Raw genomic sequence first — 26,439 nt, 5'->3', positions numbered from 1 at the left:
CTCAGTCCAGGGTGAAGTAGTCGGGACCGGAGTAGGTGCCGGTCGTCAGCTTGGTGCGCTGCATGAGCAGGTCGTTGAGCAGGCTGGAGGCGCCGAAGCGGAACCAGTCCGGGTCCAGCCAGTCCGCGCCGACGGTCTCGTTGACCATCACCAGGTACTTGATGGCGTCCTTGGTGGTCTTGATGCCGCCGGCCGGCTTCACGCCGACCTGCCGCCCGGTGGCCGCCCGGAAGTCGCGTACGGCCTCCAGCATCACCAGGGTCACCGGGAGGGTGGCCGCGACCGGGACCTTGCCGGTGGAGGTCTTGATGAAGTCGCCGCCGGCCAGCATCGCCAGCCAGGAGGCGCGCCGCACGTTGTCGTACGTGGCCAGCTCGCCGGTCTCCAGGATCACCTTGAGGTGGGCGTCCCCGCAGGCCTCCTTGGTGGCCACGATCTCGTCGTGGACCTCGGAGTAGCGCCCGGCCAGGAACGCGCCCCGGTTGATCACCATGTCGATCTCGTCGGCGCCGGCCGCCACGGCCGCCCGCGTGTCGGCGAGCTTGACCTCCAGCGGGGCCTGGCCCGACGGGAAGGCGGTCGCCACGCTGGCCAGGTGCACACCGCTTCCGCGCAGTACCTCGGCCACGTGCGGGACCATCGAGGGGTAGACGCAGACCGCGCCGACGTGCGGGCAGGACGGATCGGCCGGGTCGGGGCGCAGTGCCTTGGCCGCGAGGGCCCGCACCTTGCCGGGGGTGTCGGCCCCTTCGAGGGTGGTCAGGTCGACCATCCGGATCGCCAGGTCGATGGCCTGGGCCTTGGCGGTGGTCTTGATGGAGCGGGTGCCGAGCTGTGCCGCCCGCTGCTCCGCGCCGACCTGATCCACGCCGGGCAGGCCGTGCAGGAAGGTCCGCAGAGCGGTCTCGGATCGTCCCAACTCGGAGAGCTCCGACCGGGCCGACGTCGCTGTCGCCGTCATGGCCCGAAGTCTACGCACCCGACCCGGCAGTGATCTTGGTCACGGTGCTGTCGGGGGCGCGCGTGGTGAGCGAGGTCGCTGGTCCGGCCGCACCCGCAGTGCGGGAGCGGGGCGACCGGTAGGTTGAGCGATCGTGGACGTACACGTCATTGACCATCCGCTCGCCCAGTCGCGGCTGACCGCCATGCGGGACGCGCGCACCGACTCCTCCTCGTTCCGGGCGGCGCTGCACGAACTCACCACCATGCTGGTGTACGAGGCCGCGCGCTCGTTCCCCGTCGAGAAGTACCCGGTGCAGACCCCCGTCACCGGCACCGAGGGCACCCGGCTGGCCAACCCGCCGCTGCTCGTACCGGTGCTGCGGGCCGGCCTGGGCATGGCCGACGCCGCGCTCGGCCTGCTGCCGGAATCCTCGATGGGCTTCGTCGGCCTGGCCCGCGACGAGGAGACGTACGAGCCGCGCGCCTACATGGAGTCGCTGCCGCGCGACCTCAGCGGCCTGCCGGTGCTGGTGCTCGACCCGATGCTCGCCACCGGCGGCTCGCTGGAGCACTGCTGCCGGCTGCTGGCCGACCGTGGGTGCACCGACATCACGGTGCTCTGCGTGCTCGCCGCGCCCGTCGGCATCGAGCGGCTGGAGCGCTCCGGCCTGCCGCTGCGCCTGGTCACCGCCTCCATCGACGAGGGGCTCAACGACCGCATGTTCATCGTGCCGGGGCTCGGCGACGCCGGCGACCGCCAGTTCGGTGGCATGCCCCGCTTCTGAGGTCCGTCGCGCGGCTGCGCGTGAATCCGTGCGCGAGTCCGTGCGCGGGATGCGCGCAGCCGCTACCGTCTCCGGCCATGACTGGTGTTGCGCTCGCCGAAGAGCTGCTTCTCCTCGCGTACGACGACGAGACCGGCAAGGCGACCATGCCGCGGATCAGCCTCGACCTGGGGATGGCCGCCGCGGTGCTGATCGAACTGGCCCTGGCCGGGCGGATCGCGTACTCCGCGGGGTCCCTGACGGTGGTCGACCCGACGCCCACCGGCGAGCCACTCGTCGACGGGGTCCTCGCCCGCATGGCGGCCGACACGCCGCACAGCCCCTCGTCCTGGGTGCAGCGGCTGCGGCACGGCCTGCGCGACAAGATCCTCGGCGACCTGTGCGCCCAGGGCGTGGTGCGTGACGTCGACGAGACCGAGCTGGGCTTCATCCACGTGCACCGCTACCCGACCGTGGACCCCGCCGTCGAGGCGGACACCCGACGCCGGCTCGCCGAGGCACTGGCCAGCGGCGAACTGCCCGACGAGCGGACCGCCGCGCTGGCCACCCTGGTCGCGGTGCTGCGGATGGAGCCGGCGCTCGGCCTGACCGGCGACGCGGCCCGGGAGGCCCGGCAGCGCCTGGAGGAGATCGCCGGCGGCGCCGGCTTCTCCGGCACCGTCAGCCTGGACGACTCCGTGGTCCGCCCCTCGGTCGGCCTCGTCGTGGCCGCCCTGGGCCGCGCCGTCGACGCCGCCCTGGGCCCCCGCCGCTGACCCACCCCGGCTGGACCACCCCACCCACCCCACCACCCATCCGGCCGTGCCCCCGACACCCGTCGATCATGAGGTTGGCGGGGCGGGGAAGCGCTTTCCAGTGCCGCCAACCTCACGATCAACGCGGCGGGGTGGGGTGGGTGGGTCAGAGGCCTAGGGTCGTGGCCATTTCCGTGCGGAGGGTGGCGACCGCGTCGGTGGCACGGGCGCGGGCTCCGGCGACGTCGCCGTCCGCCACCGGCTCCACCACCTCCAGGTACGCCTTGAGCTTCGGCTCGGTGCCCGAGGGGCGGATCACCACCCGGGCGGTGCCGGTACGCAGGATCACCACGTCCGCCTCGGGGAGCAGGTCCTGTGTCTCGGTGACCGGCTGGCCGAGCAGCGTCGTGGGGGTGGCGGCCCGGATCCGGGCCATCGCGTCGGCGATCAGCCGCAGGTCGTCCACCCGCACCGAGAGCTGGTCGGTGTGGTGCACGCCGAACTCGGCGGCCAGCTCGTCGAGCCGGTCGGTCAGGGTGAGTCCCCGCGCCTTGAGCCCGGCGGCCAGCTCGGCGACGGTCAGCGCGGCGGTGATGCCGTCCTTGTCGCGTACGTGCTCGGGGGCGACGCAGTAGCCGAGCGCCTCCTCGTAGCCGAAGACCAGCGGCTCGGCCCCGCCGCCGGCCCGTACGATCCACTTGAACCCGGTCAGCGTCTCGTCGTACGGCAGGCCCCGGGCGGCGCACATCGCCCGCAGCAGGGACGACGACACGATCGTGGTGGCGTACAGCCCGGTCACGCCGCGCCGCATGAGGTGGTCGGCCAGCAGCACACCCACCTCGTCGCCGCGCAGCATCCGCCAGCCGGGCGGGTTCCCGTCGGGTTGGGCCGGGCCGGCGACCTCGCCGCCCGCGCTCGCCGCCCGAGCGGTGTCCCGGACGGCCACGGCGCAGCGGTCCGCGTCGGGATCGTTGGCGATGGCGATGTCCGCGCCGGTCGCCTCGGCCAGCGCGACCAGCCGGTCCACCGCCCCCGGCTCCTCCGGGTTGGGGAAGGCGACGGTCGGGAACGCGGGGTCGGGCTCGGCCTGCTCGGGCACCACACCGGGCACGGGGAAGCCCGCACTGGCGAACGCCGCGGTGAGCACCGCCGCGCCCACCCCGTGCAGCGGCGTGTACGCCACCGCCAGGTCGCGCGAGCCGTCCGGGTCGATGACGGCGGTGGCCCGCTCCACGTAGGAGGCCACCAGGTCGTCGCCGAGCACCTGCCCGGCCGGGCCGAGCGGCACCCCGGCCAGCGGCCCGACCGACCGGATCGCGGCCTCGATGCCGGCGTCGGCCGGCGGCACGATCTGGGCGCCCGCGCCCAGCGCCCCGCCCAGCTCCGCGCCGAGGTAGACCTTGTAGCCGTTGTCCTGCGGCGGGTTGTGGCTGGCCGTGACCATCACCCCGGCGACCGCCCCGAGGTGGCGCACCGCGTATGCGAGCACAGGGGTGGGCAGGGGACGGGGCAGCAGCAGCGCCGGGCGTCCCGCGCCGGTGGCGACCTGGGCGGTGCGCTCGGCGAACTCGCGGGAACCGTGCCGGGCGTCGTACCCGATCACGAGCGGACCGGTGCCGCCCTGGGCGGCGAGCCAGCCGACCAGCCCGGCGGCGGCCTGGGTGACCACCGCGAGGTTCATTCCGTTGGGGCCGGCGCGCAGCGGCCCGCGCAGCCCGGCGGTGCCGAAGGTCAGCGGGCCGGCGAACCGGTCGGCCAGCTCCGGGGCGCTCGCCGGCAGGCGGTCGAGCACCGCCCGCAGCTCCTCCCGGCTGGCCGGGTCGGGATCGTCGTCGAGCCAGCGCCGCGCTCGCTCGCGAATGTCGTCGATGTCAGTGGTTTCCGCCGGCATGTCTCTTGATAGCACGCCGGCGGATCACCACCGCGCTTCCCCCGGGGCTCAGCCGGCCTCGGTGAGCTGGAACGACTTCACCATCTCGTCGAAGATCGGCTTGCTGTCCGCGAACTTCGCGTCGGTCGAGGTCAGGTAGAACGAGTAGACCTTGCCCTCGTGGACCACGCCGCGCCACACGCCGTGCCGCTTGGCCTCGCCCTCGCCGCAGGTGTACTCGAACTCGGCCGCCGCCTTGCCGACCCACTGCACCTCGTTCATGGCGACCTGGGCGTACGGCTTGGCGCAGGACTTGGAACGGTTCTTCAGGGTGTCCTCGGCGACCTCCGCCCAGCGCATGGAGGTGGTGCGGAAGTCCTCCACCAGGATCCGGACCTTGCGGCCCTCGTCCTCCGGGTCGATGTAGTCCACCCACACGCCGGCGCTCTTGACCTCCCAGCCCTGCGGCACCAGGACCCGTACGCCCTTGCCGGTGTGCTCCTTCATCTCGGGCACCCCGGCGGCCGGGGCCTGCGAGGTCGGGGCGGCCTGCGGCACGGTGGGTGCCGGGTCGTCGCCGCCGGTGAAGAGGACGACCGCTCCGATCAGAAGCAGCGCGGCCAGGCCGCCGGCGGCGGCGAGCTGCACCTTGCGCGGCCAGCCCTTGACCGTGCCGACGAGCTGGTTGCCGACGGTGCCGACCCGACCGGCGAAGCCGCCGCCGGATCCGCCTGCGGCCGGCGCGGTGGCCGGGGTCGCCCACGCCTGGCCGGTGCCGGGCACCGACCACTGACCGCCGCCGTACGTCCCGCCGAGCTGCTGGGTCGCCTCGGGCGGCGGTGCGCCGAAGACGGGGGTGCCGGCGGTCACCCGCTGGGTGGCCTCCGGCGGGGGCCCGAAGGCAGGCGTGCCCGCCTTCACCCGCGGGGTCGCCTCCGTCGGGCCGCTGAAGCCGACCAGACCGGCGGCGTTGGTGCGTAGCTGCTGGGTCGCGTCCGAGCCGCCGGACCCCATCCGCTGGGTCGCCTCGGCGCCGCCGTAGGTGCGGCCGGCCGGGGTGGGGCCGCCCGGCGCCGGCATCGCGCCGGTGGGGGTGTGCAGCGGCCCGGCCAGGGCGTCGGCGCTGGTGTCGTCCATCGCGGCGGGGCTCGCGGCGAGGGCGGCCTGCGCGGGGCGCTCGCCCCGGCGCAGCGCCGCCAGCCGGTCGGTGAGCGACTCGCCGGGGTTGAGCATCGCCCGGCCGCCGATCTGCCCGCTCGGCTTCGGCTGCTCCGGCTGGGCGGCCGGCGGGGTCGGCACGGGCCGCTGCACCGGCACCACGGAGTAGGGATCGGTCACCGAGTTCACCGCGGCGGCGTTGCTGGTCAGCGGGCCGGCGAGCAGCTCGCGCAGCATGGCCCGGGCGGTGTGCACGTCGAGACGGCGGGCCGGGTCCTTCTCCAGCAGGCCCATCAGCACCCGGGCCAGCGGCCCGCTGCGCTGCGGCGGGGCGGGCGGGTCCTCGACCACGGCGTGCATGGTCTCGATCGGGTCGCCCTTGTCGAACGGGGGCCGCCCCTCCACCGCCGTGTAGAGCGTGACGCCCAGCGAGAAGAGGTCGCTCGGCGGGCCGAACTCCTGGCCCATCGCGCGCTCGGGGGAGATGAAGTGCGGCGAGCCGAGCACCATCCCGGGGGTGGTGAGCTGCACGTCGGTGGGCATCCGGGCCACGCCGAAGTCGGTCAGCACGCAGCGCCCGTCGGCGCAGATCAGCACGTTGGCCGGCTTGACGTCGCGGTGCAGCACGCCGATCGCGTGCGCCACCTCCAGCGCGCCGAGCAGCGCGATGCCGATCTTGGCGACCACCCGCTGCGCGACCGGCCCGTCCTCGATCACCATGTCGGCGAGGCTGCGGGCGTCGAGCAGCTCCATCACGATCCACGGCCGGCCGCCCTCGGTGACCACGTCGTAGACCTGGACGACGGCCGGGTGCTGGATCGCCGCCGCCGCGCGGGCCTCGCGCAGGGTGCGCTCGTACATGGCGTCGCGGTCGCTGGGGGCCAGCCCCGGGGGCAGGACGACCTCCTTGACGGCCACGTCCCGCCGCAGGAGTGTGTCCGTGGCACGCCAGACCGTACCCATGCCGCCGTTGCCCACCGTCGAACGCAGCGAGTAACGGTCGCCGATGGTCGTGCCGGGCGTCGCGCGTCCGTTGGGGGAACTGACTGGTCCGCCGCTCCACGTCGGGATCTGAGTCACAGAAAAGCCACCGGGGGAATTCGAGGGGGGCTGGGACACAACCCCCCTATCTTGCTGGTTCCGACGCCCGATGCGAAACCCGACGCGGCGGACGTTTGTCGAACTGGACGGTACGTGTCCGAGCGTTCACCTCTCGTCGATGCCCGTCGACGCGTCGACCGGTGTGCGGTATCCCTCACCCGTCGACGCCGTCGCGCGTCCTACCATCCGCTAATGAGCGAACCGCGGTCAAGCGAGTCCGGTTTTCCGATCAAGGGCGTCTACACGGCGGCGGACCTTCCGGAGGAACTGGACTCCCGGCTCGGCGGACCGGGCGAGTTCCCGTACACGCGCGGGGTCTACCCCACCATGTACACCTCCCGCCCGTGGACCATGCGCCAGTACGCCGGCTTCGGTACCGCCACCGAGTCCAACGCGCGGTACCACCAGTTGTTGCGGGCCGGCACGATGGGTCTCTCCGTGGCCTTCGACCTGCCGACGCAGATGGGCTACGACTCCGACGACCCGATCGCGCACGGCGAGGTGGGCAAGGTCGGGGTGGCCATCGACTCGATCGACGACATGCGGCTGCTCTTCGACGGCATCCCGCTCGACAAGGTCTCGACGTCGATGACCATCAACGCGCCGGGGTCGGTGCTGCTCCTGCTCTACCAGCTCGTGGCGGAGGAGAACGGGGTCGCCGGCTCGGCCCTCAACGGCACGATCCAGAACGACATCCTCAAGGAGTACATCGCCCGGGGGACGTACATCTTCCCGCCGAAGCCCTCGCTGCGGCTGGTGGCCGACACCTTCGGCTACTGCCGCAAGGAGGTGCCGAAGTGGAACACGATCTCCATCTCCGGCTACCACATGGCCGAGGCCGGCGCGTCGCCCGCGCAGGAGATCGCGTTCACCCTGGCCAACGGCGTCGAGTACGTCCGGGCCGCGCTGGCGGCCGGCCTGGCCGTGGACGACTTCGCGCCCCGGCTGTCGTTCTTCTTCGTCGCCCGCACCACCCTGCTGGAGGAGGTGGCCAAGTTCCGGGCCGCCCGCCGGATCTGGGCCCGGCTGATGCGCGACGACTTCGGCGCCAAGAACCCGAAGTCGATGATGCTGCGCTTCCACACCCAGACCGCGGGCGTGCAGCTCACCGCCCAGCAGCCCGAGGTCAACCTGGTCCGGGTGGCGGTGCAGGGCCTCGGCGCGGTGCTCGGCGGCACCCAGTCGCTGCACACCAACAGCTTCGACGAGGCGATCGCGCTGCCCACCGAGAAGGCGGCCCGGCTGGCGCTGCGTACCCAGCAGGTGCTGGCGTACGAGACGGACCTGACCGCGACGGTGGACCCGTTCGCCGGCTCGTACGTGGTGGAGGCGATGACCGCCGAGATCGAGGCGGCGGCGACCGAGCTGATGGAGCGGGTGGCCGACCACGGCTCGGCGGTCGACGCCATCGAGGCGGGCTTCCAGAAGCGGGAGATCGAGCAGTCCGCGTACCGGATCGCGCAGGAGATCGACTCCGGCGAGCGGGTGGTGGTGGGCCTCAACCGGTTCACCGTCGACGAGGAGGAGCCGTACGAGCCGCTGCGGGTCGACCCGACGATCGAGGCGGCGCAGGGCGAGCGGCTGACCCGGCTGCGTGCCGAGCGCGACGCCGGGGCGGTCGAGCGGGGGCTGGCGGAGCTGCGGGCCGCCGCCGAGGGCACGGAGAACGTGCTCTACCCGATGAAGGAGGCGCTGCGGGCCCGCGCCACCGTGGGCGAGGTCTGCGGCACCCTGCGCCAGGTGTGGGGGCTGTACCGCCCGAGCGACCGGTTCTGATCACGTCGACCGACGGCCGTCCGACCTCCCGCCGCGCCGGGGGTGGGCGGCCGTCGGCGTCGGCGCGGCACCGCTTCACCCCTGCGCCGTAACCGGCGGGTGCACGTGCGGGTAACGACCCGCCCACGGCGCGTTCCTGCTGGTCGCGGGCCTGCGGGGAGGAGCGCTACAGTCGGAGGGGACCCTGGCCGCCCATCGGCGGCGCGGGCGCGTGGATGCGGCCCCGGCGACGCCGCCGGTGGCTGCGCGCGCAGTGCGGGGCGACGTGGCCCACCGGCCACGGCGTGTGCCGGACGGGTTCGGGGGTAACCCGACCGGGTGGACGTGGACGCACACGGTGTGCGGTTGGTCGGCGACGGGGTGTGTGACCGTCTCGGGTGCCCTCGCTCTGACGAAGGTCGGGTAATTGTCGGAGTGTCCGTCGACGTGACCGACTAATGCGACAATTCGGAAAAGCGGCCTCTGCGATCGGCATCGATTTCGCGACGGCCGGGCCGATTACGCGTTGTAGGAGGTGGGTGGCAGATGACGGCGTTCGACCGCGATCTACCTGCTGTCCCGCAGATCTACGAGCGCTCCGAGCAGGGCATACGTGACGCTGCGCGGTCCGACGGCTACCGGAACGACGTTGCGCAGCGTCACCGTCGGAGGTCTAGGCTGTCTGCTGTTCCTGATGATCCATCCATCTCTAGCGAACGAGAATTCGACGTGACGAGTGCGTTGACGCTGCCCACCGGCAACCAGCTGGCGTCGTCCTGGCCGGAGGCGCCGTCCGGGTCCCAGCCCCTGCCGTTCGAGCTGGACCACCTGCTCGCCCTCCGGGTGCCCGGGCTGATCGCCACCCGTCGCCACCTCCACTCGCACCCGGAGCTCTCCGGCGAGGAGTTCGAGACGGCCGCCCTGATCGCCCGGGAGCTCACCCTGGCCGGGCTGCGGCCGCGGCTGCTGCCGAAGGGCAACGGGGTCATCTGCGACATCGACGGGCGCCCCGACGGTCCGGTCGTCGCGCTGCGCGCCGACATCGACGCCCTGCCGCTGACCGACTCGAAGGACGTGCCGTACCGCTCCACCGTGGACGGCGTCTGCCACGCCTGCGGTCACGACGTGCACACCACCGTCATGCTCGGCGTCGGCATGCTGCTCGCCCAGCTCGCCGACCTGGGCGAGCTGCCCGGCCGGGTCCGGCTGATCTTCCAGCCCGCCGAGGAGATCCTGCCCTGCGGCTCGCTGGAGGTCATCGAGGCCGGCGGCCTGGACGACGTGGTGCAGATCTTCGCGCTGCACTGCGACCCCAACCTGCCGGTCGGGCAGATCGGCCTGCGGGTCGGCCCGATCACCGCCGCCGCCGACAACGTCACCGTCCGGCTCACCGGCCCCGGCGGGCACACCGCCCGCCCGCACCTGACCGTCGACCTGGTCGACGCCCTGGGCCGCCTGATCACCGAGGTGCCGGCGCTGGTCAGCCGCCGGGTGCCGGCCAACAGCGGGCTGCTGCTGGTCTTCGGCCACGCCTCGGCCGGCACCCGTTACAACGTCATCCCCTCCGAGGCGTCCGCGTCCGGCACCCTGCGGGTGATGGACCGCGACACCTGGGAGCTGGCCCCCAAGATCGTGGGTCAGGTCGTCCGCGACGTCGTCGCCCCGACCGGGGCCACCGTCGACCTCGAATACCTGCGGGGCCGCCCGCCGGTGTGCAACGACTCCCGCGCCATCCAGGTCCTCACGGGCGCCACCACCGCCACGCTCGGGCCGGAGGGCGTGGCCGAGACCCCGCAGAGCATGGGCGGCGAGGACTTCTCCTGGTACCTGGAGTACGTCCCCGGCGCGCTCGCCCGGCTGGGTGTCGGCCGCTCCGGCCCGAACGTGGACCTGCACCGGGCCTCGTTCGACGTGGACGAACGGGCCATCCCGGTCGGCGTACGGCTCATGGTCCAGACCGCGCTGCGGGCACTGGCGGCGGCCCGGTAGGCAGCGGCGCCGCCGGTCCGCCCGGCATCGCCGGCGGCGGGCTCGTGCGCCGCCGCCGGCGCAGCACCACCAGCAGCACCGTCAGCGGTACGCCGATCGCCAGCAGCCACGGCAGCACCGCGCCGAGCACCGTCAGCAGGACGGTCATCGAGGTCAGGAAGACCTTCCAGCCGCCCTCGAGCCCCACCATGAAGCCGACCTCGGTCTCCTCGTCGGCGGTGCTCGCATCCGGACCGACCAGCGACACGGTGATCGTCGACAGGCTGGTCAGGTCCGCCAGCCGCTCCTTCTTCGCCACCAGCGACGCCAGGTCCGCCTCCCGCCGGGACAGCTCGTTCTCCAACGACACCAGGTCGCTGATCGAGGTCGCCTTCGCCAGCAGCCTGCGGGCGCTCTCCACCCGGGCGCGCTGGGTGGTGATCCGCGCGTCCAGGTCGACCATCTGCTCGGTGACGTCCTCGGTGCGGATCTCCCGCCGCTGCTGCCGGCCCAGCTTCGCCAGCTCCTCGACGACGCCGTGGAACTTCGCCGCCGGCACCCGCAGCTCCAGCTCGGCCCGCGCGTCCGCGTCGGCGCTGCGCCGCTGGTCGCCGCCGACGAAACCGCCGGCCGCCGTGACCGTGGCGATCGCGCTGCGCGCCGCGTCGTCCACATCCTCCACCTGCACGCGCATCGTGCCGGTGTAGATGATGGACCGCTGGTCGACCCGCAGGTCGGGCGCACCGGCGCCGGCGCCCGGCTCGGCCTTGCCGGCGCCCGGCTCGGCCGCGCCGCCCGCCTGGTCCGCCGCGTCGCCCGCCCGGTCCCGCTCCGCCGGGGCCGCCGCCGGCGCGCTGTCGGCGTTGTCGCCCGCGTCGCTGCCACAGCCCGCCAACGCGAGCAGCGCGACCAGAGCGGCAGCCGTCAGCCGTACGCCTCGACGTCGCCGTTCCCCTACGTCCATCCCGCCTCCATCGTCCTCGCCCCCGTGTGGGGCGATACCTCAGACGTGACGCGTCACCACGTCGGTTCCGGCAGACTGCGCTCAGGACGTCACGATTCGATAATCTTGGAGTCACGATGCAGCTCACCAAGTACGCCCACTCCTGCCTGCGGGTGGAGCACGACGGGGGAGTGCTGGTCATCGACCCGGGCGTGTTCAGCGAGGCGGCGGCGCTCGACGGGGCGGACGCGGTGCTCATCACCCACGAGCACCCCGACCACGTCGACGTCGAGGCGGTCAGCCGGCAGCTCGACCGGCGTCGGTTCGTCATCCACGGTCCGGCGTCGCTGGCCGGCACCCTGGGCGACGCCGCCGAGGCGCTCGACGCGGTCCGACCGGGACAGTCGTTCACGGCCGCCGGCGTGCCGGTACGCGCCTACGGCGGCCGGCACGCCGTGATCCACCCCGACATCCCGGTCGTGGACAACCTGGCGTACCTGCTGGACGACGTGGTCTACCACCCCGGGGACAGCCTGGTGGTCCCCGAGGACGCCCAGGTCGACACGCTCTTCCTGCCGATCCACGCCCCGTGGACGAAGTTCTCCGAGTCGCTGGACTTCCTCCGGGCGGTCGCTCCGCGCCGGGCGTACGCGTTGCACGACGGGCTGCTCAACGACAACGGGCTCAACGTGCTCAACGGCAACTTCACCAGGATGTCCGAAGTGGACTACCGCCGGCTCGAACCGGGCACCCGGATCGACGCCTGACGGCGATGCCCGGCCCGTCCCGAGAGCTGGTGCACCGGCTCTACACCACCGCGCCGGACCGGTTCGTCGCGATCCGCGACGAGGCGGTCGCCGAGGCCCGCAGTGCCGGCGACCCGAAGGGCGCGCGGGAGATCGCCCGGCTGCGCCGGCCCACCGTGGCCGCCTGGCTGGTCAACCTGCTCGCCATCCGCCGACCCGAACTGGTCGCCGACCTGGCCCAGCTCGCCGAGGCGCTACGCACCGCCCAACGCGAGCTGCGCGGGCCCCGGCTGCGGGAACTCTCCACCCAGCGGCGGGCGGTGGTCGGCGCGCTCGTCGCCGAGGTGCGCAAGCTCGCGGCCGGGGCGGAGGGGGCCCCGTCGGCCGGGAAGCTGCCGCTGGCCGAGGTGGAGGCCACCCTCAACGCGGCGCTCGCCGACACCGCCGTCGCCGAGCAGGTCCGCTCCGGCCGGCTGCTGAAGGCCGCCACCTACGCCGGCTTCGGGGAGGTGCCCCGCCCGCAGTTGCGGCTGGTGACCGGCGGGGAGGAGCCGGAACCGGCACCCCACCCCGAGCCGGGCGACAGGCAACGGCGCGACGCCGAGCGCGGCGCGCTCCGCGCCGAGCAGGCGCAGCGGGCCGCCCGGGCGGAGCGGGCACGCCGGCGGCGGGCGATCGAGAAGGAGCTGGCGAGGGCGCGTACCGATCAGGAACGGGCCGAGGCGGAGCTGGCGGGCGCGACGGCGGCCGAGCGCGACGGCGTCGCCGCCCTGGACGCGATCGAGGCGGAACTGGCCGAGCTGGAGCGCCGCCGGGCCGTCGCCGAGCAGGACCTGAGCCGGGCGCGGCTGGCGCGGCGCGGGGCGGAGCGGACCGTGACCGCCGCCCGCCGGCGCGCCGGCGAGGTGGAGGCGGCGGTGGAGGCACTCGACGCCGAAGAGGGGGATGCCGACGCGGACGCCGGCGCGGCAGACTGACCCTTGTGGACGGACGGGGCGACCGGGGAGCGTGCGGATGACGCCGGAACAGGTGGCGGCGGCCAGCAAGCCGGTCGTGCTGGAACTCGGCGACCTCTTCACCCGCTGCCCGACCACCCTGCGCCGGGCGCGGTTGCTCGGCATCTCCGGCTGGGCGTTCTACGTCACCGGGCGGGCCGGCGCCCTCGGGGACGTCCGCGCGGAGACGGTCGCCGCCGCCCTCGGCTTCCTGGCCCCCGACGCGGTCGCCGACGGCTGGGACGCGGCCCGGCGGGTCGTCCCGCCGGTCGAGGTGGCCGCCGCCACCCTGGCCGAGTGCTGCCGGTGGGGCGAGGAGCGGCTCGACCCCCTTGCCGGGGTGAGCCGACTCGCCGCCCTGCTCGGCCGCGCCGTCGACGCCGCGGACGCCAGCGGCATGCCGCTCTTCGCCGCCTGGCGGGCCATGCCGGTGCCGGTCCGTACGGCCGGCGCCCGGGCGGCCGTCGGCCTGCGTCTGCTCCGGGAGCACTTCGCCGGCGCGCACCTGATCGCGGTCCGGGCCAGCGGGATGACGCCGTTGGAGGCCGTGCTCGCCGGCCCGGACGGCGAGGCGGGTGCGGTCGCCTGCGGCTGGCCGCCGCCGTACCCTCCGGTCGGGCCGCTGGTCCGGCGGCGGCTCTGGGCCCAGGCGGTGACCGACCGGCTGGCCGCGCCGGCCTTCGCGGCGCTCGGCCCGGCGGACGGCGCCGAGCTGCTGGAACTGCTCACCGCGACCCGGGCCCGCCTGGCCGACGCGGGCTGAGCCGCCGCAGCCGGAAATTCGGCGGCGCTTCTGCGGCCCGGCTGTCAGGATCGCCTCCGTGACCCTCCCCGCCGGTTGGCAGGCCCGCCGACCCACCCTCGACGACGTACCGGCGATCCTGGCGGTGGTGCACGCCGCCGACACCTTCACCCTCGGCTACCCGGACTTCACCGCCGAGGACGTGCGTGACGCGCTGACCGCGCCGAACGTCGACCCGGAACGGGACTCCTGGGTGGTGGCCGAGCCGGACGGCACGCTGGTGGCGTGGGCGATGCTGGACAACCCGGGCGGGGTGGGTCGGGAGTTCGTCGACGTCTTCGTCGACCCGGAGCGGGGCGCCGCAGTGCGGGCGTCGCTGTTGGCCCGGCAGCTGGACCGGGTGGCCGGGCGGGCGGCCGAGCGCGGTCTGCCGGCCCTGACGGTACGCAGCCCCGCGTACCCGCCCGAGCGGCGGTGGGCCGAGGAACTGGTCGACGCGGGATTCGGCTTCGTCAAGCGTTACCAGGTCATGAGCCGGTCGCTGGCGGGGCTGCCCGCCGAGCCGCCGGCACCCTCGGCGGGGGTGACGGTCCGTCCGCTGCGCCCCGGCGACGAGTCGGATCTGCGTGACTTCCACCGGATCTACGACACCTCCTTCCGCGACATCCCCGACTACGAGCCGCTCGGCTTCGACCTGTGGCGGGCCCGGATCGGGGCCGACCCGGCCTGGGACGAGTGGTTCGTCGCCGAGGTCGACGGGGAGCCGGCGGGCATCCTCCAGTCGTCCGACCAGGGGCTCGACCGGAACGAGGGTTGGGTCAAGAACCTCGCCGTGCTTCCCGGGCAGCGGCGCCGGGGCGTGGGCGCGGCCCTGCTGCACCACGCGTTCGCCCGGTACGCGGCGAAGGGCCGGGCCTCCGCCGGCCTCGGGGTGGACCTGACGAACCCCACCGCCCCGCTCTCGCTCTACCGGTCGGTGGGGCTCGGCGAGGTGCGCTGGGTCGACATGTACGAACTGGTGGTCCCGGCCGCCGGTGTGTGATTGACGACGCCGGCCGGGGCCGGCTGGAGGCTCCGCCCGGCACCGGAGCAGACTGGGGGCCGTGGGATACGCGCTGGGCCGACGAGAGGCGTCAGGCCGACGCGGTGCCGGTGGGGCGGGACCGCAGCTCGGTGACGTAGTCGTCCGGCGCACCCGCCTTCTCGGCGGCGTTCGCGATCTCCGAGAGGTACCACGCCGTGGGCAGCCCGCCCTCGTACCCGTCGAAGACGTAGATCCACGCGGTCACGTCGCCGTCGAGGGTGGAGATGCGCACGTGCAGCTTGCGGTAGGTGCCGGCGGCCACCCCCTCCAGCTCGTCGAGCTGGGCGGCGTCGTACGGGTGGATGTCGTAGATCGCCACGAACACCCGGTCGCCGGGGGACTCGACGACCGTGCTGACCGCGCCCTCCCAGCCGATCACGTCTTCGCCCGCGAAGGTGAGCCGCCAGCCCTCCAGCCAGCCGGTGCCCACCATCGGCGAATGCGGGCAGTAGGCGCGCATGCGGGCGGGGTCGAGGTTTGAGCCGTAGGCGGCGTGATGACGCACGGCGATGACGATAGCCCGCCCGCGGGGTGGGGGAGAATACGACAGAGCGTGTCGGACGCTTTCGGGAGAAGAAAGTCACTGTGAGCACTGACGAAGGGCGAGCGCGGTGAGCGCGAGGAGTGCAGCGGAGCGGAGCCCCGCAGTCGCGAACGAAAGGATGGCCCTGTGAGCCGGATCGTGATCATCGGCGGTGGACCGGCCGGCTACGAGGCGGCCCTGGTCGCCGCGCAGTTGGACGCTGATGTCACCGTCGTCGAGGCCGAGGGCGCCGGCGGGGCCTGCGTGCTGTCCGACTGCGTACCGTCGAAGACCTTCATCGCCAGCTCCGAGGTGGTCACCGGCTATCGGGACACCGAGGAGTTCGGGGTGCACTCCGACGGGCTGGAGGCCGTCACCGTCGACGCCAGCGCGGTGCACGAGCGGGTCAAGCGCCTCGCGCTCGCCCAGTCCGCCGACATCCACGCCAAGCTGGTCAAGGCCGGGGTGACCTTCGTGCCGGGCACCGCCCGCCTCGGCGAGGACACCCTCGGCCACACCCACCGGGTGCTCGTCACCCCGACCGGCGGCGGCGAGGAGCAGTCGATCGCCGCGTCGACCGTGCTCATCGCCACCGGCGCCACCCCGCGCCAGCTGCCCACCGCCGTTCCCGACGGTGAGCGCATCCTGACCTGGCGCCAGGTGTACGACCTGCCGGAGTTGCCCGAGCACCTGATCGTGGTCGGCTCCGGCGTCACCGGCGCGGAGTTCGCCAGCGCCTACCTGGCCATGGGCGTGCAGGTGACCCTGGTCTCCAGCCGCGACCGGGTGATGCCGCACGAGGACGCCGACGCGGCGATGGCGATCGAGCGGGTCTTCCGCAACCGGGGCATGAGCATCCTGAACAACTCGCGGGCGGACGCGGTCCGGCGTACCGCCGACGGGGTGGAGGTCGAACTCTCCGACGGCCGCCGGGTGGCCGGCTCCCACGCCCTGATCGCGGTCGGCTCCATCCCCAACACCGCCGACCTGGGCCTCGCCGAGTACGGCGTCGCGCTGGCCCGGGGCGGCTACGTCACCGTCGACCGGGTCTCCCGGACCAACGTGCCCGGCATCTACGCCGCCGGCGACTGCACGGGCGTGCTGCCCCTGGCCAGCGTGGCCGCCATGCAGGGCCGGATCGCGATGTGGCACGCGCTCGGCGAGGCGGTACGGCCGCTGCGGCTGCGTACCGTCGCGGCGAACGTGTTCACCGACCCGGAGCTGGCCACCGTGGGCGTCTCGCAGGACGAGGTCGACGCGGGCAAGGTGCCGGCCCGGCAGGTGATGCTGGCGCTGGACGGCAACGCCCGGGCGAAGATGGACGACCTCGCCGACGGCTTCGTCAAGCTCTTCTGCCGCCCGGCCAGCGGCCAGGTGATCGGCGGCGTCGTGGTGGCGCCGAAGGCCAGCGAGCTGATCCTGCCGATCACCATGGCGGTGGAGAACAACCTCACGGTCAACGAGCTGGCCCAGACGATCACGATCTACCCGAGCCTCTCCGGTTCCATCACCGAGGCCGCCCGCCAGCTCATGCTGCACGAGCTGGAGTGACCGCACCGGCCGCGCCGCCCGGGCCACCCCGGCGACCGGCGCGGCCGGTCACTCCGCCCCGGGCGCGTCCGTGCGGGCCGGGACGACGACCGGCACCACCGCCACCGGTTCCGCGGCCCGCCGGGCGCCGACGACGGTCATCGCCCAGCCTGCCGCCGCGAAGCCGGCCGCCGCGAGCCCCGCGATCAGCGCCAGCCGCCACGCCGACTCGGTGAGCGCCGTCCCGCCGAGGTGCCCGACCAGCCCGCCGTAGGTGGCCCAGCCGATCGCCGCCAGGCCCTCGTAGAGCACGAAGAGCCGGTACGGGTACCGGCTGCGGCCGGCCGAGAAGCAGGCCGCCATCCGGCCGCCCGGCACGAAGCGGCAGAGCAGGATCACGAGCGGCCCGGGCCGGCGCAGCCCCCGGGTGACCCGGTTGGCGACCCGCCGGGCCCGGCCCCGCTGCACGTCGCGCGGTGCCCGGCGGTCCGGGGCGCCCCGCCCGAGCAGGTAGCAGGCCAGGTCCCCGACGAAGACGCCGAGCGCGCCGACGGCGATGGTCACCGGCAGGTTCAGCCCGCCGTACACGGTGAGGGCGCCGCCGGTGATCATGACGACCTGGGTGGGGATCACCGGGACGAAGGCGTCCGCGACCAGCAGCGCGAGCAGTACGACGTACGCCCAGGCCGGCGACGCGATCTCAGTGAGTAGTTCGGGCACGACTGCCACCTCGCCGGACGGGGCCGATTGCGGGTACCGAGCCTGACTGGTCGTCCGACGTCACGGGGCACGACCCTGGCTCCTGGTGACCACCGACACGGCAGGGCCACCGGGTGCAACGAGCGGACACCGCCGGAGGTGACGGATCCGCGTAACGCCGAGGGTCGGCGGATCGCAGCGGCCGGGCGTACCGTTGTCGGCGCGCGGCCCCACGACCGTCGGGTCCCCCGTTTCCGACGGTGCGGCCGCCGCGGGCCGCCGGCAGGTCCCGTGCCGGCGGCCCACCCACGTCCCGCCCGGCGCGCCGACCAGCGCCTTCCCGGACCGCCCGGAAATCCGGCTGCGGCCGCCCCGGGCGGGGGCGTACCGTCGCCGCATGCGCAGAGCGGTATCCACCACGACGCCGGGAGACCCCGGCGCGCCGCACTGACCTGACCGTCGACGAGGCCCCGGGGCGATCCGCCCCGGGGCCTCGTCGCGTCCGGTGACCGGGTCGCCTCCGGGTCGTACCCGAAGGAGCGCGACATGATCGACCACCGCAGGCTCGGCCGGGAGCTGGAGCTGTTCGACTCCGACCCGCTGGCCGGCGCCGGGCTGCCGCTCTGGCTGCCGGCGGGCGCCGCCGCCCGGCACGCCGTCGAGGAGTACGTCCGCGAGCTGGAACGCCGGGCCGGCTACCGGCACGTCGTCACCCCGCCGCTGGGCAGGCGGGAACTCTTCGAACGCTCCGGCCACCTCGGCTACTTCGCCGACGACATGTTCCCGCCGATGGCGCTCGGCGCCGACGACGAGTTCGTGCTGCGCCCGGCGCTCTGCCCGCACCACGCCCTGGTGTTCCGGGCCCGGGGCCGCTCCTACCGGGAGCTGCCGCTGCGCATCGCCGAGCTGGGCGGCATGTACCGGGCCGAGCGCTCGGGGGTGCTCGGCGGGCTGTCCCGGGTGCGGGCCATCTCGCTCAACGACGCGCACAACTTCTGCGCCCTGGAACAGGTGGGCGAGGAGGTCGCCGAGATCCTGCGGCTGATCCGCGAGGCGCACGCCGCGCTCGGCGTACGGCCGGCGGGGTTCCGGCTGTCGCTGCGCGGTCCGGGGGAGAGGTACGTCGGGGACGACGCCGGCTGGGCGCGGGCCGAGGAGCTGCTGCGCGCCGCGCTCGACGGGGTGCAGTTCACCGAGGCGCCGGGGGAGGCCGCGTTCTACGGGCCGAAGATCGACGTCCAGGTGCGCGACGCCGCCGGGCGGGAGTTCACCCTCTCCACCGTCCAGCTCGACTTCGACAAGCCGGAGCGGTTCGACCTGTCCTACACCGACGCGTCCGGGGCGCGGCGTCGACCCGTGATGGTGCACCGCAGCCTCGTCGGCAGCATGGAGCGGCTCTTCGCCTACCTGATCGAGGTGCACGAGGGCGCCTTCCCCGCCTGGTACGCCCCGGTGCAGCTCGTGGTGCTGCCCGTCGGGGACGGCCAGGCCGACGCGGCGGCCCGGCTCGCCCGTGACGCGCTGGCCGCGGGGCTGCGCGTCGAGGTCGACGGGGCCGGGTCGCTGGGCTCCCGCATCCGCGACGCGGCCCGGGCCCGGGTCCCGTACGCCGCCGTCCTCGGCCCCCGCGAGGCGGCCGAGGGCGCGGTCGCGCTGCGGTTGCGCGGCGGACGCGCCCTCGACCCGATGCCCGCCGCCGACGCCCTGCGGCTGATCGGCGCGGTGGTGGCCGACCGCGCCCCGACCCTGCTGCCGGCCGGCTGAGCCCCCGTCCGGCCCCGACCCCGTCGGCCGCCCGCCCCGCGCCACCGGCGGCCCGCCCCTCACCGGGTGGACCCCTCGATCAGCGCCGGCTCGGGCTCGGGCTGCGGGTCGGGGTCGGGCTGGACGGCGGCGGTGAACTGCGACCGGTACAGGCGGTGGTACGCGCCCTGCGCGGCGAGCAGCTGGTCGTGCGTGCCCTGCTCCACGATCCGGCCGTCCTCCATCATCAGGATCAGGTCGGCGTCGCGGATGGTGGAGAGCCGGTGCGCGATGACGAAGCTCGTCCGGTCCGAGCGCAGGGCGGCCATGGCCCGCTGGAGCAGCACCTCGGTGCGGGTGTCCACCGAGCTGGTCGCCTCGTCCAGGATCAGCAGCGACGGCTCGGCGAGGAAGGCGCGGGCGATCGTGATGAGCTGCTTCTCGCCGGCGCTGACGTTGCTGCCCTCCTCGTCGATCACCGTGTCGTAGCCGTCGGGCAGGCTGCGGACGAACCGGTCGACGAACGTCGCCCGGGCGGCGGCCACGATCTCCTCCTCGCTTGCCCCCGGACGGCCGTACGCGATGTTGTCGCGGATGGTGCCCCCGAAGAGCCACGTCTCCTGGAGCACCATCCCGATCCGGCCGCGCAGGTCGTCGCGGCGCATCGTGGTGACGTCCACCCCGTCGAGCGTGATCCGCCCGGCGTCCAGCTCGTAGAAGCGCATGACCAGGTTGACCAGCGTGGTCTTGCCGGCGCCGGTCGGCCCGACGATGGCCACCGTGTGGCCGGGCTCGGCGACCAGGGAGAGGTCCTCGATCAGCGGCTTGTCCGGGGTGTACCGGAAGGAGACGTTCGAGAACTCGACCCGGCCGCGTGGGTCGCGTACCCGGGCCGGCTCGACCGGGTCGGGGCTCTGCTCCTCGGCGTCGAGCACGGCGAAGACCCGCTCGGCGGAGGCCACCCCGGACTGGAGCAGGTTCGCCATCGAGGCGACCTGGGTGAGGGGCTGGGTGAACTGCCGGGAGTACTGGATGAACGCCTGCACGTCGCCGAGGCTCATCGACCCCGACGCCACCCGCAGGCCGCCCACCACGGCGATCGCCACGTAGCTGAGGTTCCCGACGAACATCATCGCCGGCATGATGATCCCGGAGACGAACTGGGCACCGAAGCTCGCCCGGAACAGCTCCTCGTTCTTCGCGGTGAAGGCGGCCTCCACCTCGCGCTGGCGGCCGAAGACCTTGACCAGCTCGTGGCCGGTGAACGCCTCCTCGATCTGGCCGTTCAACTCGCCGGTGTGCGTCCACTGGGCGATGAACTGCTGCTGCGACCGCTTGGCGATGCTGGTGGTGACGACCACCGAGACCGGGACCGCGACCAGGGCCACCAGGGCGAGCAGCGGCGAGATCCAGAACATCATGGCCAGTACGCCGACCACGGTGAGCAGCGAGGTGAGCAGCTGGCTCAGCGTCTGCTGGAGGCTGGTCGAGATGTTGTCGATGTCGTTGGTGACCCGGCTGAGCAGCTCACCCCGGGGCTGCCGGTCGAAGTAGGGCAGCGGCAGCCGGTTGAGCTTGTCCTCCACGTCGGCGCGCAGCCGCAGCACGGTGCGCTGCACCACGCCGTTGAGCAGCCAGCCCTGCCACCACATCAGCAGGCTGGCCCCCACGAAGAGCCCCAGCGCCAGCAGCAGCACGCGCGCCAGCGCGGCGAAGTCGATGCCCACTCCGGGCACCACGTCCATCCGGGCGAGCATGTCGGCGAAGTTGTCGTTGCCGGCCGCCCGCGCGGCGGCCACCGCCTGGTCGGCGGTGGTGCCCGGCGGCAGCTGCCGGCCGATCACCCCCGTGAAGATCAGGTCGGTGGCCCAGCCGAGCACCTTCGGCCCGATGACGCTGAGCGCCACGCTGACCACCGCCAGGGCGATCACGGCGACGAGCTGGAGGCGTTGCGGGCGCAGCCGGCCCAGCAGCCGTCGGGCCGAGGGCCCGAAGTTCATCGACCGCTCGGCGGGCATCCCGGCCCCCGCCCACGACGGCCCGCCGCGCTGTCCGCCGGGCGGCAGCCGCTTCGGCGTCCGCTCCTCGGCGGCCGGCTTCTGCTGCGGTACGGCGCTCATGCCGCCACCTCGCTTCGCTCGGCAGCGGCACGAGGCGCCACGCTGCTGTGCCTGAGGGTTCGCTCGCTCCGCTCGCTCATGCCGCCACCTCCGCCGTGTTCTGCGACGCCACGATCTCGGCGTACGTCGGACAGGTCCTCAACAGTTCGTCGTGTCGGCCGATGCCCACCACGCCCCCGCTCTCCAGCACGACGATCTGGTCGGCGCCGACGATGGTGGAGACCCGCTGCGCCACGATCACCACGGCGGCGTCCGCGGTGACGGGGCGCAGCGCCGCCCGCAGCCGCGCGTCCGTGCCGAGGTCGAGCGCGGAGAACGAGTCGTCGAAGAGGTAGATCTCCGGGCGCCGCACCAGGGCCCGCGCGATGGCCAGCCGCTGCCGCTGCCCGCCGGAGACGTTCGTGCCGCCCTGCGCGATGGACGACTCCAGCCCCTCGGGCATCGCGGCGACGAAGTCCCGCGCCTGGGCGATCTCCAGCGCGTCCCAGAGCTCCGCGTCGGTCGCGTCCGGGTTGCCGTAGCGCAGGTTGCTCGCCACCGTCCCGGTGAACAGGTACGGCCGCTGCGGCACCAGTCCGATCCGGCGCCACAGTTCGTCCGGCGCCAGGTCCCGTACGTCGACGCCGTCGACGAGCACCGCGCCGGCGGTCGCGTCGACCAGCCGTGGCACGAGCGACAGCAGGGTGGTCTTGCCCGCGCCGGTGCTGCCGATGACCGCCGTCGTCGTGCCCGGGGTCACCCGGAACGACACGTTGCGCAGCACCGGCTCGGCCGCGCCCGGGTACTGGAACCCGACGCCGCGCAGTTCCAACTCGCCGTGGGTCGTCACCTCGGTGACGGGCCGGGCGGCGGGCACCACGGAGGAGTCGGTGTCGAGCACCTCGACGATCCGCTCGGCGCAGACCGCCGCGCGCGGCACCATCATCAGCATGAAGGTGGCCATCATGACGGCCATCAGGATCTGCATCAGGTACTGGAGGAAGGCGGTGAGCGAGCCGACCTGGATCGCCCCGGCGTCCACCCGCTCGGCGCCGAACCAGAGCACGGCGACGCTGGAGACGTTGACCACCAGCATCACCACCGGGAAGACCAACGCCATCAGGCGACCGATGCGCAGCGCGGTCGCGGTGAGGTCGGCGTTCGCCGTGGCGAAGCGTTCCGTCTCGTACGGCTCCCGGACGAACGCCCGCACCACCCGGATGCCGGTGATCTGCTCGCGCAGCACCCGGTTGACGGTGTCGATGCGGGTCTGCATGAGCCGGAAGCCCGGCACCATCCGCCGGATGATCAGCCACAGGGCGACGGCCAGACCGGGCACGCTGACCAGCATCAGCCAGGAGAGCCCGACGTCCTCGCGCAGCGCCATCACCACGCCGCCGACGCTCATGATGGGTGCGGCGACGAGCATCGTGCAGCTCATCAGCACGAGCATCTGCACCTGTTGCACGTCGTTGGTGTTGCGGGTGATCAGCGAGGGCGCGCCGAACCGGGCGACCTCACGGGCGGAGAAGCGGTTGACGTGCCCGAAGATCGTCGAGCGGACGTCCCGGCCGAAGGCCATCGCGGTCCGCGCGCCGAGGTAGACGGCCGCGACCGAGCAGACGATCTGGACCAGGCTGACCGCGAGCATCCAGCCGCCGGTACGCAGGATGAAGGCGGTGTCGCCCCGGGCCACGCCCAGGTCGATGATGTCGGCGTTGAGGCTGGGCAGGTAGAGCGACGCGATGGTGCCGACGAACTGGAGCAGCACCACCGCGGCCAGCGGCCGGTGGTACGGGCGCAGGTGCGTACGCAGCAGCCGGGTCAGCATGCCGGGCCCCCTTCCGGGGTGGCCTGGTCGCCGTTGCCGATGACCTCGAGGAGGAACTCGCGGATCACCGCCGCCTTCGCCGGGTCGGCGTCCACCGAGGTGAGCGGGGCGCCGGAGCGGATCATGGCGGTCACCGCCTCGACGCGGGCCTGACCGGCCGTCGTGATCGCGATCTTGACGCTGCGCCGGTCGGCCGTGTCGCGCTGCCGCTCGACGAGGCCGTCGCGCACGAGGGTGTCGACGATGCCGGTCAGGGTCGCCGGCCGGACGAAGCAGCGCTCGGCAACCGTGCGGTGCGGCAGTTCGCCGTGCTCGGCGAGGGTCATCAGGGTGACCATCCCGGCCTGGGTGAGGCCGTGCGCCTCGGCGAGGTAGCGGTTCCACCGTTGCCCGGTGACGTGCCCGGCGACCACGAGCAGCCGCGCGAGAGGCACGTCCCGCAGCTCTGTCAGATGCATGGGAAGCAGGTTAGCTCCCTGAACGTCAGGCCCCAAACCAAATAGCGGTCGCCGCGCCGACGAAGAGGACCTGCTCCGCCGTACGTGGGCCGAGGGGGGTCGCCGGCCGGCCGGCGAGGGTCAGTCCGCGCCGGGCCGCCGAGACGTTCGCCGGGAACATGGCCAGCATCAACAGCGCGAGCCCGCCCGCGGCCCAACGGGCGGTCGCGGGCACCAGCAGCCCGACCGCGCCCACCAGTTCCAGCACCCCGGTGAGCGTGACCAGCAGGTCGGGCCGGGGCAGGGCGGGCGGCACCATCGCGATCATGTCGCTGCGGTACGCCGGGGCGAAGTGCGCCACCCCGGTCACCACGAACATCAGTGCCAGTCCCACCCGCAGCGCGGGGTGCCAGCCGTCGAGGGCGCCCACGCCGACCAGCCCGGCCAGCCGGGCTAGTGCGGTGCCGGTCACGAGAGCGACGAGCGGAGCCATCGGTACCTCCTCGAGGGGAAACTTGTCGCCGACAAGATTGCCCCTCGAAGCGTCAACTTGTCAATGACAAGTTAGGATCGTGCCATGACCGGAACGCGCGGCTACCATCACGGGGACCTGCGTCGTGCCCTGCTCACCGCAGCGGTACGGGTGATCGAGGAATCCGGACCCGCGGCACTGAGCCTGCGCGACCTCGCCCGCCGGGCGGGTGTCTCGCACGCCGCCCCCGCACACCACTTCGGCGACAAGGCCGGGCTGCTCACCGCCCTCGCCGCCGAGGGCTTCCACCTGCTGGCCGAGGCGCTGCACGGTGCCGGCGGCGACCTGCTCGACAGGGGCGTCGCGTACGTCGACTTCGCGGTCGGGCACCGCGCGCACTTCGAGGTGATGTTCCGGCCGGACCTCTACCGCTCCGACGCGAAGGAACTGGTGGTGGCCCGCCAGCGGGCCGGCCACGCGCTGCACTCGGGCGTCGCCGGGCTGCCCGAGGGCCGCCCGACGGCGGAGGACCCGCTGGGCGACGCGCTCGCAGCCTGGTCCATCGTGCACGGCTTCGCCACGCTCTGGCTCTCGGGCGCGCTGCCGCCCCGGGTCGGCGACGACCCCCGCAAGGCGGCCCGCGAGGTGATCCACCGCCTCTTCCCAAAGCCCTGACGGGCCCTCTCGGACGCAGCCGTGACGGTATGCGGCAGCGCGGCGAGCCGGCCGCCACCCGGCAGCGGGAGCGGCTGCGGTCCGCGAGGCCGTCGGCCGGGTGGCGGTGTCACCAGCTCGTGGGCAGCGGCATCCCCTCGGTGTAGCCGGCCGTGCTCTGCACACCGACCAGGGCCCGCTCGTGGAACTCGGCGAGGTCGCGCGCGCCCGCGTAGGTGAAGGCGCTGCGCACCCCCGCGATGATCTCGTCGATCAGGTCCTCCACGCCCGGACGGGCCGGGTCCAGGTACATCCGCGCCGAGGAGATGCCCTCCTCGAAGACCGCCTTGCGGGCCCGGTCGTACGCGCTGTCGTCGGCCGTGCGCGCGCTGACCGCCCGTGCCGAGGCCATGCCGAAGCTCTCCTTGTAGCGCCGGCCGTCGGCGTCGGTGTAGAGGTCGCCGGGGGACTCGTACGTGCCGGCGAACCAGGAGCCGATCATCACGTTCGAGGCCCCGGCGGCCAGCGCCAGCGCCACGTCGCGCGGGTGGCGGACCCCGCCGTCGGCCCAGACGTGCCGGCCGAGCTGGCGGGCCGCGGCGGCACAGTCGAGCACGGCGGAGAACTGCGGCCGGCCCACCCCGGTCATCATCCGGGTGGTGCACATCGCGCCCGGGCCGACGCCGACCTTGACGATGTCGGCGCCCGCCCGCACGAGGTCGCGTACGCCCTCGGCGGTCACCACGTTGCCGGCCGCGACCGGGACCGCCGGGTCCAGCGCCCGGACCGCCCGCAGGGCGCTGATCATCCGTTCCTGGTGGCCGTGCGCGGTGTCCACGACCAGCGTGTCCACCCCCGCCTCCAGCAGCGCCGCCGCCTTGCCGGTCACGTCGCCGTTGATGCCCACGGCGGCGGCGATCCGCAGCCGGCCCCGGTCGTCCACGGCCGGCCGGTAGAGGGTGGCCCGCAGCGCGCCCTGCCGGGTCAGCACCCCGACCAGTCGCCCCTCCGCGTCGACCACCGGGGCGAGCCGGCGCCGGCCCGCCGAGAGCCGGTCGAAGCCGGTACGCGGGTCCGCGTCCGCCGGCACGGTGTGCAGCTCGGTGGACATCACGTGCCGGAGCTGGGCGAAACGGTCCACGCTGATCGTGTCGGCCTCGGTCACCACGCCCACCGGCCGGCTCTCGTCGTCGATCACCACCACGGCACCGTGCGACCGCTTCGGCAGCAGGTGGATCGCGTCGCCGACGGTGTCGGTCGGGCCCAGCGTGATGGCCGTGTCGTGCACCAGGTGCCGCCGCTTGACCCACGCGACGACGTTCGCCACCACCTCGATGGGGATGTCCTGCGGGATGACCGCGATCGCGCCGCGCCGGGCCACCGTCTCGGCCATCCGGCGGCCGGCCACCGCCGTCATGTTCGACACCACCAGCGGGATGGTGGTGCCCGTACCGTCGGTGGTGGCCAGGTCGACGTCGAGCCGCGAGCCCACCTCGGAACGGGCGGGCGCCATGAAGACGTCGTTGTAGGTCAGGTCGTGCGCGGGAGCCGCGCCGTGAAGGAACCGCACGTCGCCATCATTCCCGCCCGACGGCGCCCGCGCCCCCGGTGGTCGCCGAAAACACCCC

General features: G+C 73.8%; 22 protein-coding genes. 11 read left to right on the top strand and 11 right to left on the bottom strand.

Translation table 11 applies throughout. The annotated features are described in order from the left end of the window. Position 1: 1 nt before the first annotated feature. The gene (deoC, locus tag GA0070610_RS23450) at positions 2-961 is read right to left on the bottom strand and encodes a deoxyribose-phosphate aldolase (protein ID WP_089002051.1); all 960 of its coding nucleotides are present in this window, start codon (positions 959-961) and stop codon (positions 2-4) included. A 133-nt stretch (positions 962-1,094) separates the two neighbouring features. On the opposite strand from deoC, the gene upp reads away from it, so the two are divergent. Both upp and GA0070610_RS23440 read left to right on the top strand, forming a co-directional pair. Continuing rightward, positions 1,095-1,727, top strand: coding sequence for a uracil phosphoribosyltransferase (gene upp / locus GA0070610_RS23445; RefSeq protein ID WP_089002050.1), 633 nt, complete (start codon positions 1,095-1,097; stop codon positions 1,725-1,727). A 77-nt stretch (positions 1,728-1,804) separates the two neighbouring features. Continuing rightward, on the top strand, positions 1,805-2,482 hold the full coding sequence (locus tag GA0070610_RS23440; protein ID WP_089002049.1) for a GOLPH3/VPS74 family protein: 678 nt from the start codon (positions 1,805-1,807) through the stop codon (positions 2,480-2,482). A gap of 145 nt (positions 2,483-2,627) precedes the next feature. Here the strand turns inward: GA0070610_RS23440 and GA0070610_RS23435 are convergent, their stop codons facing one another. Both GA0070610_RS23435 and GA0070610_RS23430 read right to left on the bottom strand, forming a co-directional pair. After that, positions 2,628-4,352 carry a phospho-sugar mutase gene (locus GA0070610_RS23435; protein ID WP_089002048.1) on the bottom strand — a complete coding sequence of 575 codons (1,725 nt, stop codon included), beginning with the start codon at positions 4,350-4,352 and terminating at the stop codon, positions 2,628-2,630. A 48-nt stretch (positions 4,353-4,400) separates the two neighbouring features. Next, a complete protein-coding gene (locus GA0070610_RS23430; protein WP_089002047.1) occupies positions 4,401-6,569 on the bottom strand; it encodes a serine/threonine-protein kinase in 2,169 nt (722 codons plus the stop codon). A 213-nt stretch (positions 6,570-6,782) separates the two neighbouring features. Between GA0070610_RS23430 and GA0070610_RS23425 the strand changes: the two genes are divergently transcribed. Together GA0070610_RS23425 and GA0070610_RS23420 are read left to right on the top strand one after the other, a co-directional pair. Beyond that, positions 6,783-8,366, top strand: a complete 1,584-nt coding sequence (locus GA0070610_RS23425) for an acyl-CoA mutase large subunit family protein (protein WP_089002046.1) — start codon at positions 6,783-6,785, stop codon at positions 8,364-8,366. 708 nt (positions 8,367-9,074) lie between these two features. Then, a complete protein-coding gene (locus GA0070610_RS23420; RefSeq protein ID WP_089002045.1) occupies positions 9,075-10,334 on the top strand; it encodes an amidohydrolase in 1,260 nt (419 codons plus the stop codon). Here GA0070610_RS23420 and GA0070610_RS23415 read toward each other — a convergent pair. Continuing rightward, positions 10,291-11,277, bottom strand: coding sequence for a DUF4349 domain-containing protein (locus tag GA0070610_RS23415; RefSeq protein ID WP_089002044.1), 987 nt, complete (start codon positions 11,275-11,277; stop codon positions 10,291-10,293). The two genes, GA0070610_RS23420 and GA0070610_RS23415, sit on opposite strands and share 44 nt — an antisense overlap. A gap of 116 nt (positions 11,278-11,393) precedes the next feature. Between GA0070610_RS23415 and GA0070610_RS23410 the strand changes: the two genes are divergently transcribed. Genes GA0070610_RS23410 through GA0070610_RS23395 form a run of 4 tightly spaced genes read left to right on the top strand, consistent with a single transcriptional unit; the run spans position 11,394 to position 14,781 of the window. Then, entirely contained in the window at positions 11,394-12,023 is a 630-nt protein-coding gene (locus GA0070610_RS23410) for an MBL fold metallo-hydrolase (protein WP_089002043.1), read from the top strand. A gap of 5 nt (positions 12,024-12,028) precedes the next feature. After that, positions 12,029-12,979 carry a hypothetical protein gene (locus tag GA0070610_RS23405; protein WP_089002042.1) on the top strand — a complete coding sequence of 317 codons (951 nt, stop codon included), beginning with the start codon at positions 12,029-12,031 and terminating at the stop codon, positions 12,977-12,979. A 37-nt stretch (positions 12,980-13,016) separates the two neighbouring features. Next, entirely contained in the window at positions 13,017-13,760 is a 744-nt protein-coding gene (locus GA0070610_RS23400; RefSeq protein ID WP_089002041.1) for an SCO6745 family protein, read from the top strand. Between the two features lie 58 nt (positions 13,761-13,818). Further along, complete coding sequence (locus GA0070610_RS23395; RefSeq protein WP_089002040.1) at positions 13,819-14,781, top strand: GNAT family N-acetyltransferase; 963 nt, start codon at positions 13,819-13,821, stop codon at positions 14,779-14,781. Between the two features lie 91 nt (positions 14,782-14,872). On the opposite strand, the gene GA0070610_RS23390 is transcribed toward GA0070610_RS23395, so the two are convergent. After that, positions 14,873-15,328 (bottom strand): gamma-glutamylcyclotransferase, encoded by a 456-nt coding sequence (locus GA0070610_RS23390; RefSeq protein ID WP_089002039.1) that lies wholly within the window; start codon positions 15,326-15,328, stop codon positions 14,873-14,875. Between the two features lie 165 nt (positions 15,329-15,493). On the opposite strand from GA0070610_RS23390, the gene GA0070610_RS23385 reads away from it, so the two are divergent. Further along, positions 15,494-16,897 carry an NAD(P)H-quinone dehydrogenase gene (locus GA0070610_RS23385; RefSeq protein WP_089002038.1) on the top strand — a complete coding sequence of 468 codons (1,404 nt, stop codon included), beginning with the start codon at positions 15,494-15,496 and terminating at the stop codon, positions 16,895-16,897. A gap of 48 nt (positions 16,898-16,945) precedes the next feature. Here the strand turns inward: GA0070610_RS23385 and GA0070610_RS23380 are convergent, their stop codons facing one another. Next, positions 16,946-17,596 (bottom strand): DedA family protein, encoded by a 651-nt coding sequence (locus tag GA0070610_RS23380; protein WP_089002037.1) that lies wholly within the window; start codon positions 17,594-17,596, stop codon positions 16,946-16,948. 525 nt (positions 17,597-18,121) lie between these two features. On the opposite strand from GA0070610_RS23380, the gene thrS reads away from it, so the two are divergent. Beyond that, the gene (thrS, locus tag GA0070610_RS23375; RefSeq protein ID WP_089002036.1) at positions 18,122-19,339 is read left to right on the top strand and encodes a threonine--tRNA ligase; all 1,218 of its coding nucleotides are present in this window, start codon (positions 18,122-18,124) and stop codon (positions 19,337-19,339) included. A gap of 59 nt (positions 19,340-19,398) precedes the next feature. On the opposite strand, the gene GA0070610_RS23370 is transcribed toward thrS, so the two are convergent. From GA0070610_RS23370 to GA0070610_RS23355, 4 genes are all read right to left on the bottom strand, one after another. Next, the gene (locus GA0070610_RS23370) at positions 19,399-21,438 is read right to left on the bottom strand and encodes an ABC transporter ATP-binding protein (RefSeq protein ID WP_089002035.1); all 2,040 of its coding nucleotides are present in this window, start codon (positions 21,436-21,438) and stop codon (positions 19,399-19,401) included. Between the two features lie 76 nt (positions 21,439-21,514). After that, entirely contained in the window at positions 21,515-23,248 is a 1,734-nt protein-coding gene (locus GA0070610_RS23365) for an ABC transporter ATP-binding protein (RefSeq protein WP_089002034.1), read from the bottom strand. Beyond that, a complete protein-coding gene (locus GA0070610_RS23360) occupies positions 23,242-23,706 on the bottom strand; it encodes a MarR family winged helix-turn-helix transcriptional regulator (RefSeq protein WP_089002033.1) in 465 nt (154 codons plus the stop codon). The genes GA0070610_RS23365 and GA0070610_RS23360 overlap by 7 nt, the downstream gene beginning before the upstream one ends. Before the next feature lie 25 nt (positions 23,707-23,731). Next, complete coding sequence (locus tag GA0070610_RS23355; protein ID WP_089002032.1) at positions 23,732-24,178, bottom strand: DoxX family protein; 447 nt, start codon at positions 24,176-24,178, stop codon at positions 23,732-23,734. 84 nt (positions 24,179-24,262) lie between these two features. On the opposite strand from GA0070610_RS23355, the gene GA0070610_RS23350 reads away from it, so the two are divergent. Beyond that, entirely contained in the window at positions 24,263-24,832 is a 570-nt protein-coding gene (locus GA0070610_RS23350; protein ID WP_089002031.1) for a TetR/AcrR family transcriptional regulator, read from the top strand. A gap of 109 nt (positions 24,833-24,941) precedes the next feature. On the opposite strand, the gene GA0070610_RS23345 is transcribed toward GA0070610_RS23350, so the two are convergent. Beyond that, a complete protein-coding gene (locus GA0070610_RS23345; RefSeq protein ID WP_089002030.1) occupies positions 24,942-26,381 on the bottom strand; it encodes a GuaB1 family IMP dehydrogenase-related protein in 1,440 nt (479 codons plus the stop codon). Positions 26,382-26,439: the final 58 nt, after the last annotated feature.

It is taken from the genome of Micromonospora echinofusca, from assembly GCF_900091445.1.
GTDB classification, from domain to species: domain Bacteria; phylum Actinomycetota; class Actinomycetes; order Mycobacteriales; family Micromonosporaceae; genus Micromonospora; species Micromonospora echinofusca.
The sequence above is the reverse complement of the archived record's forward strand: the minus strand, read 5'-3'. Positions and strand labels throughout refer to the sequence as shown.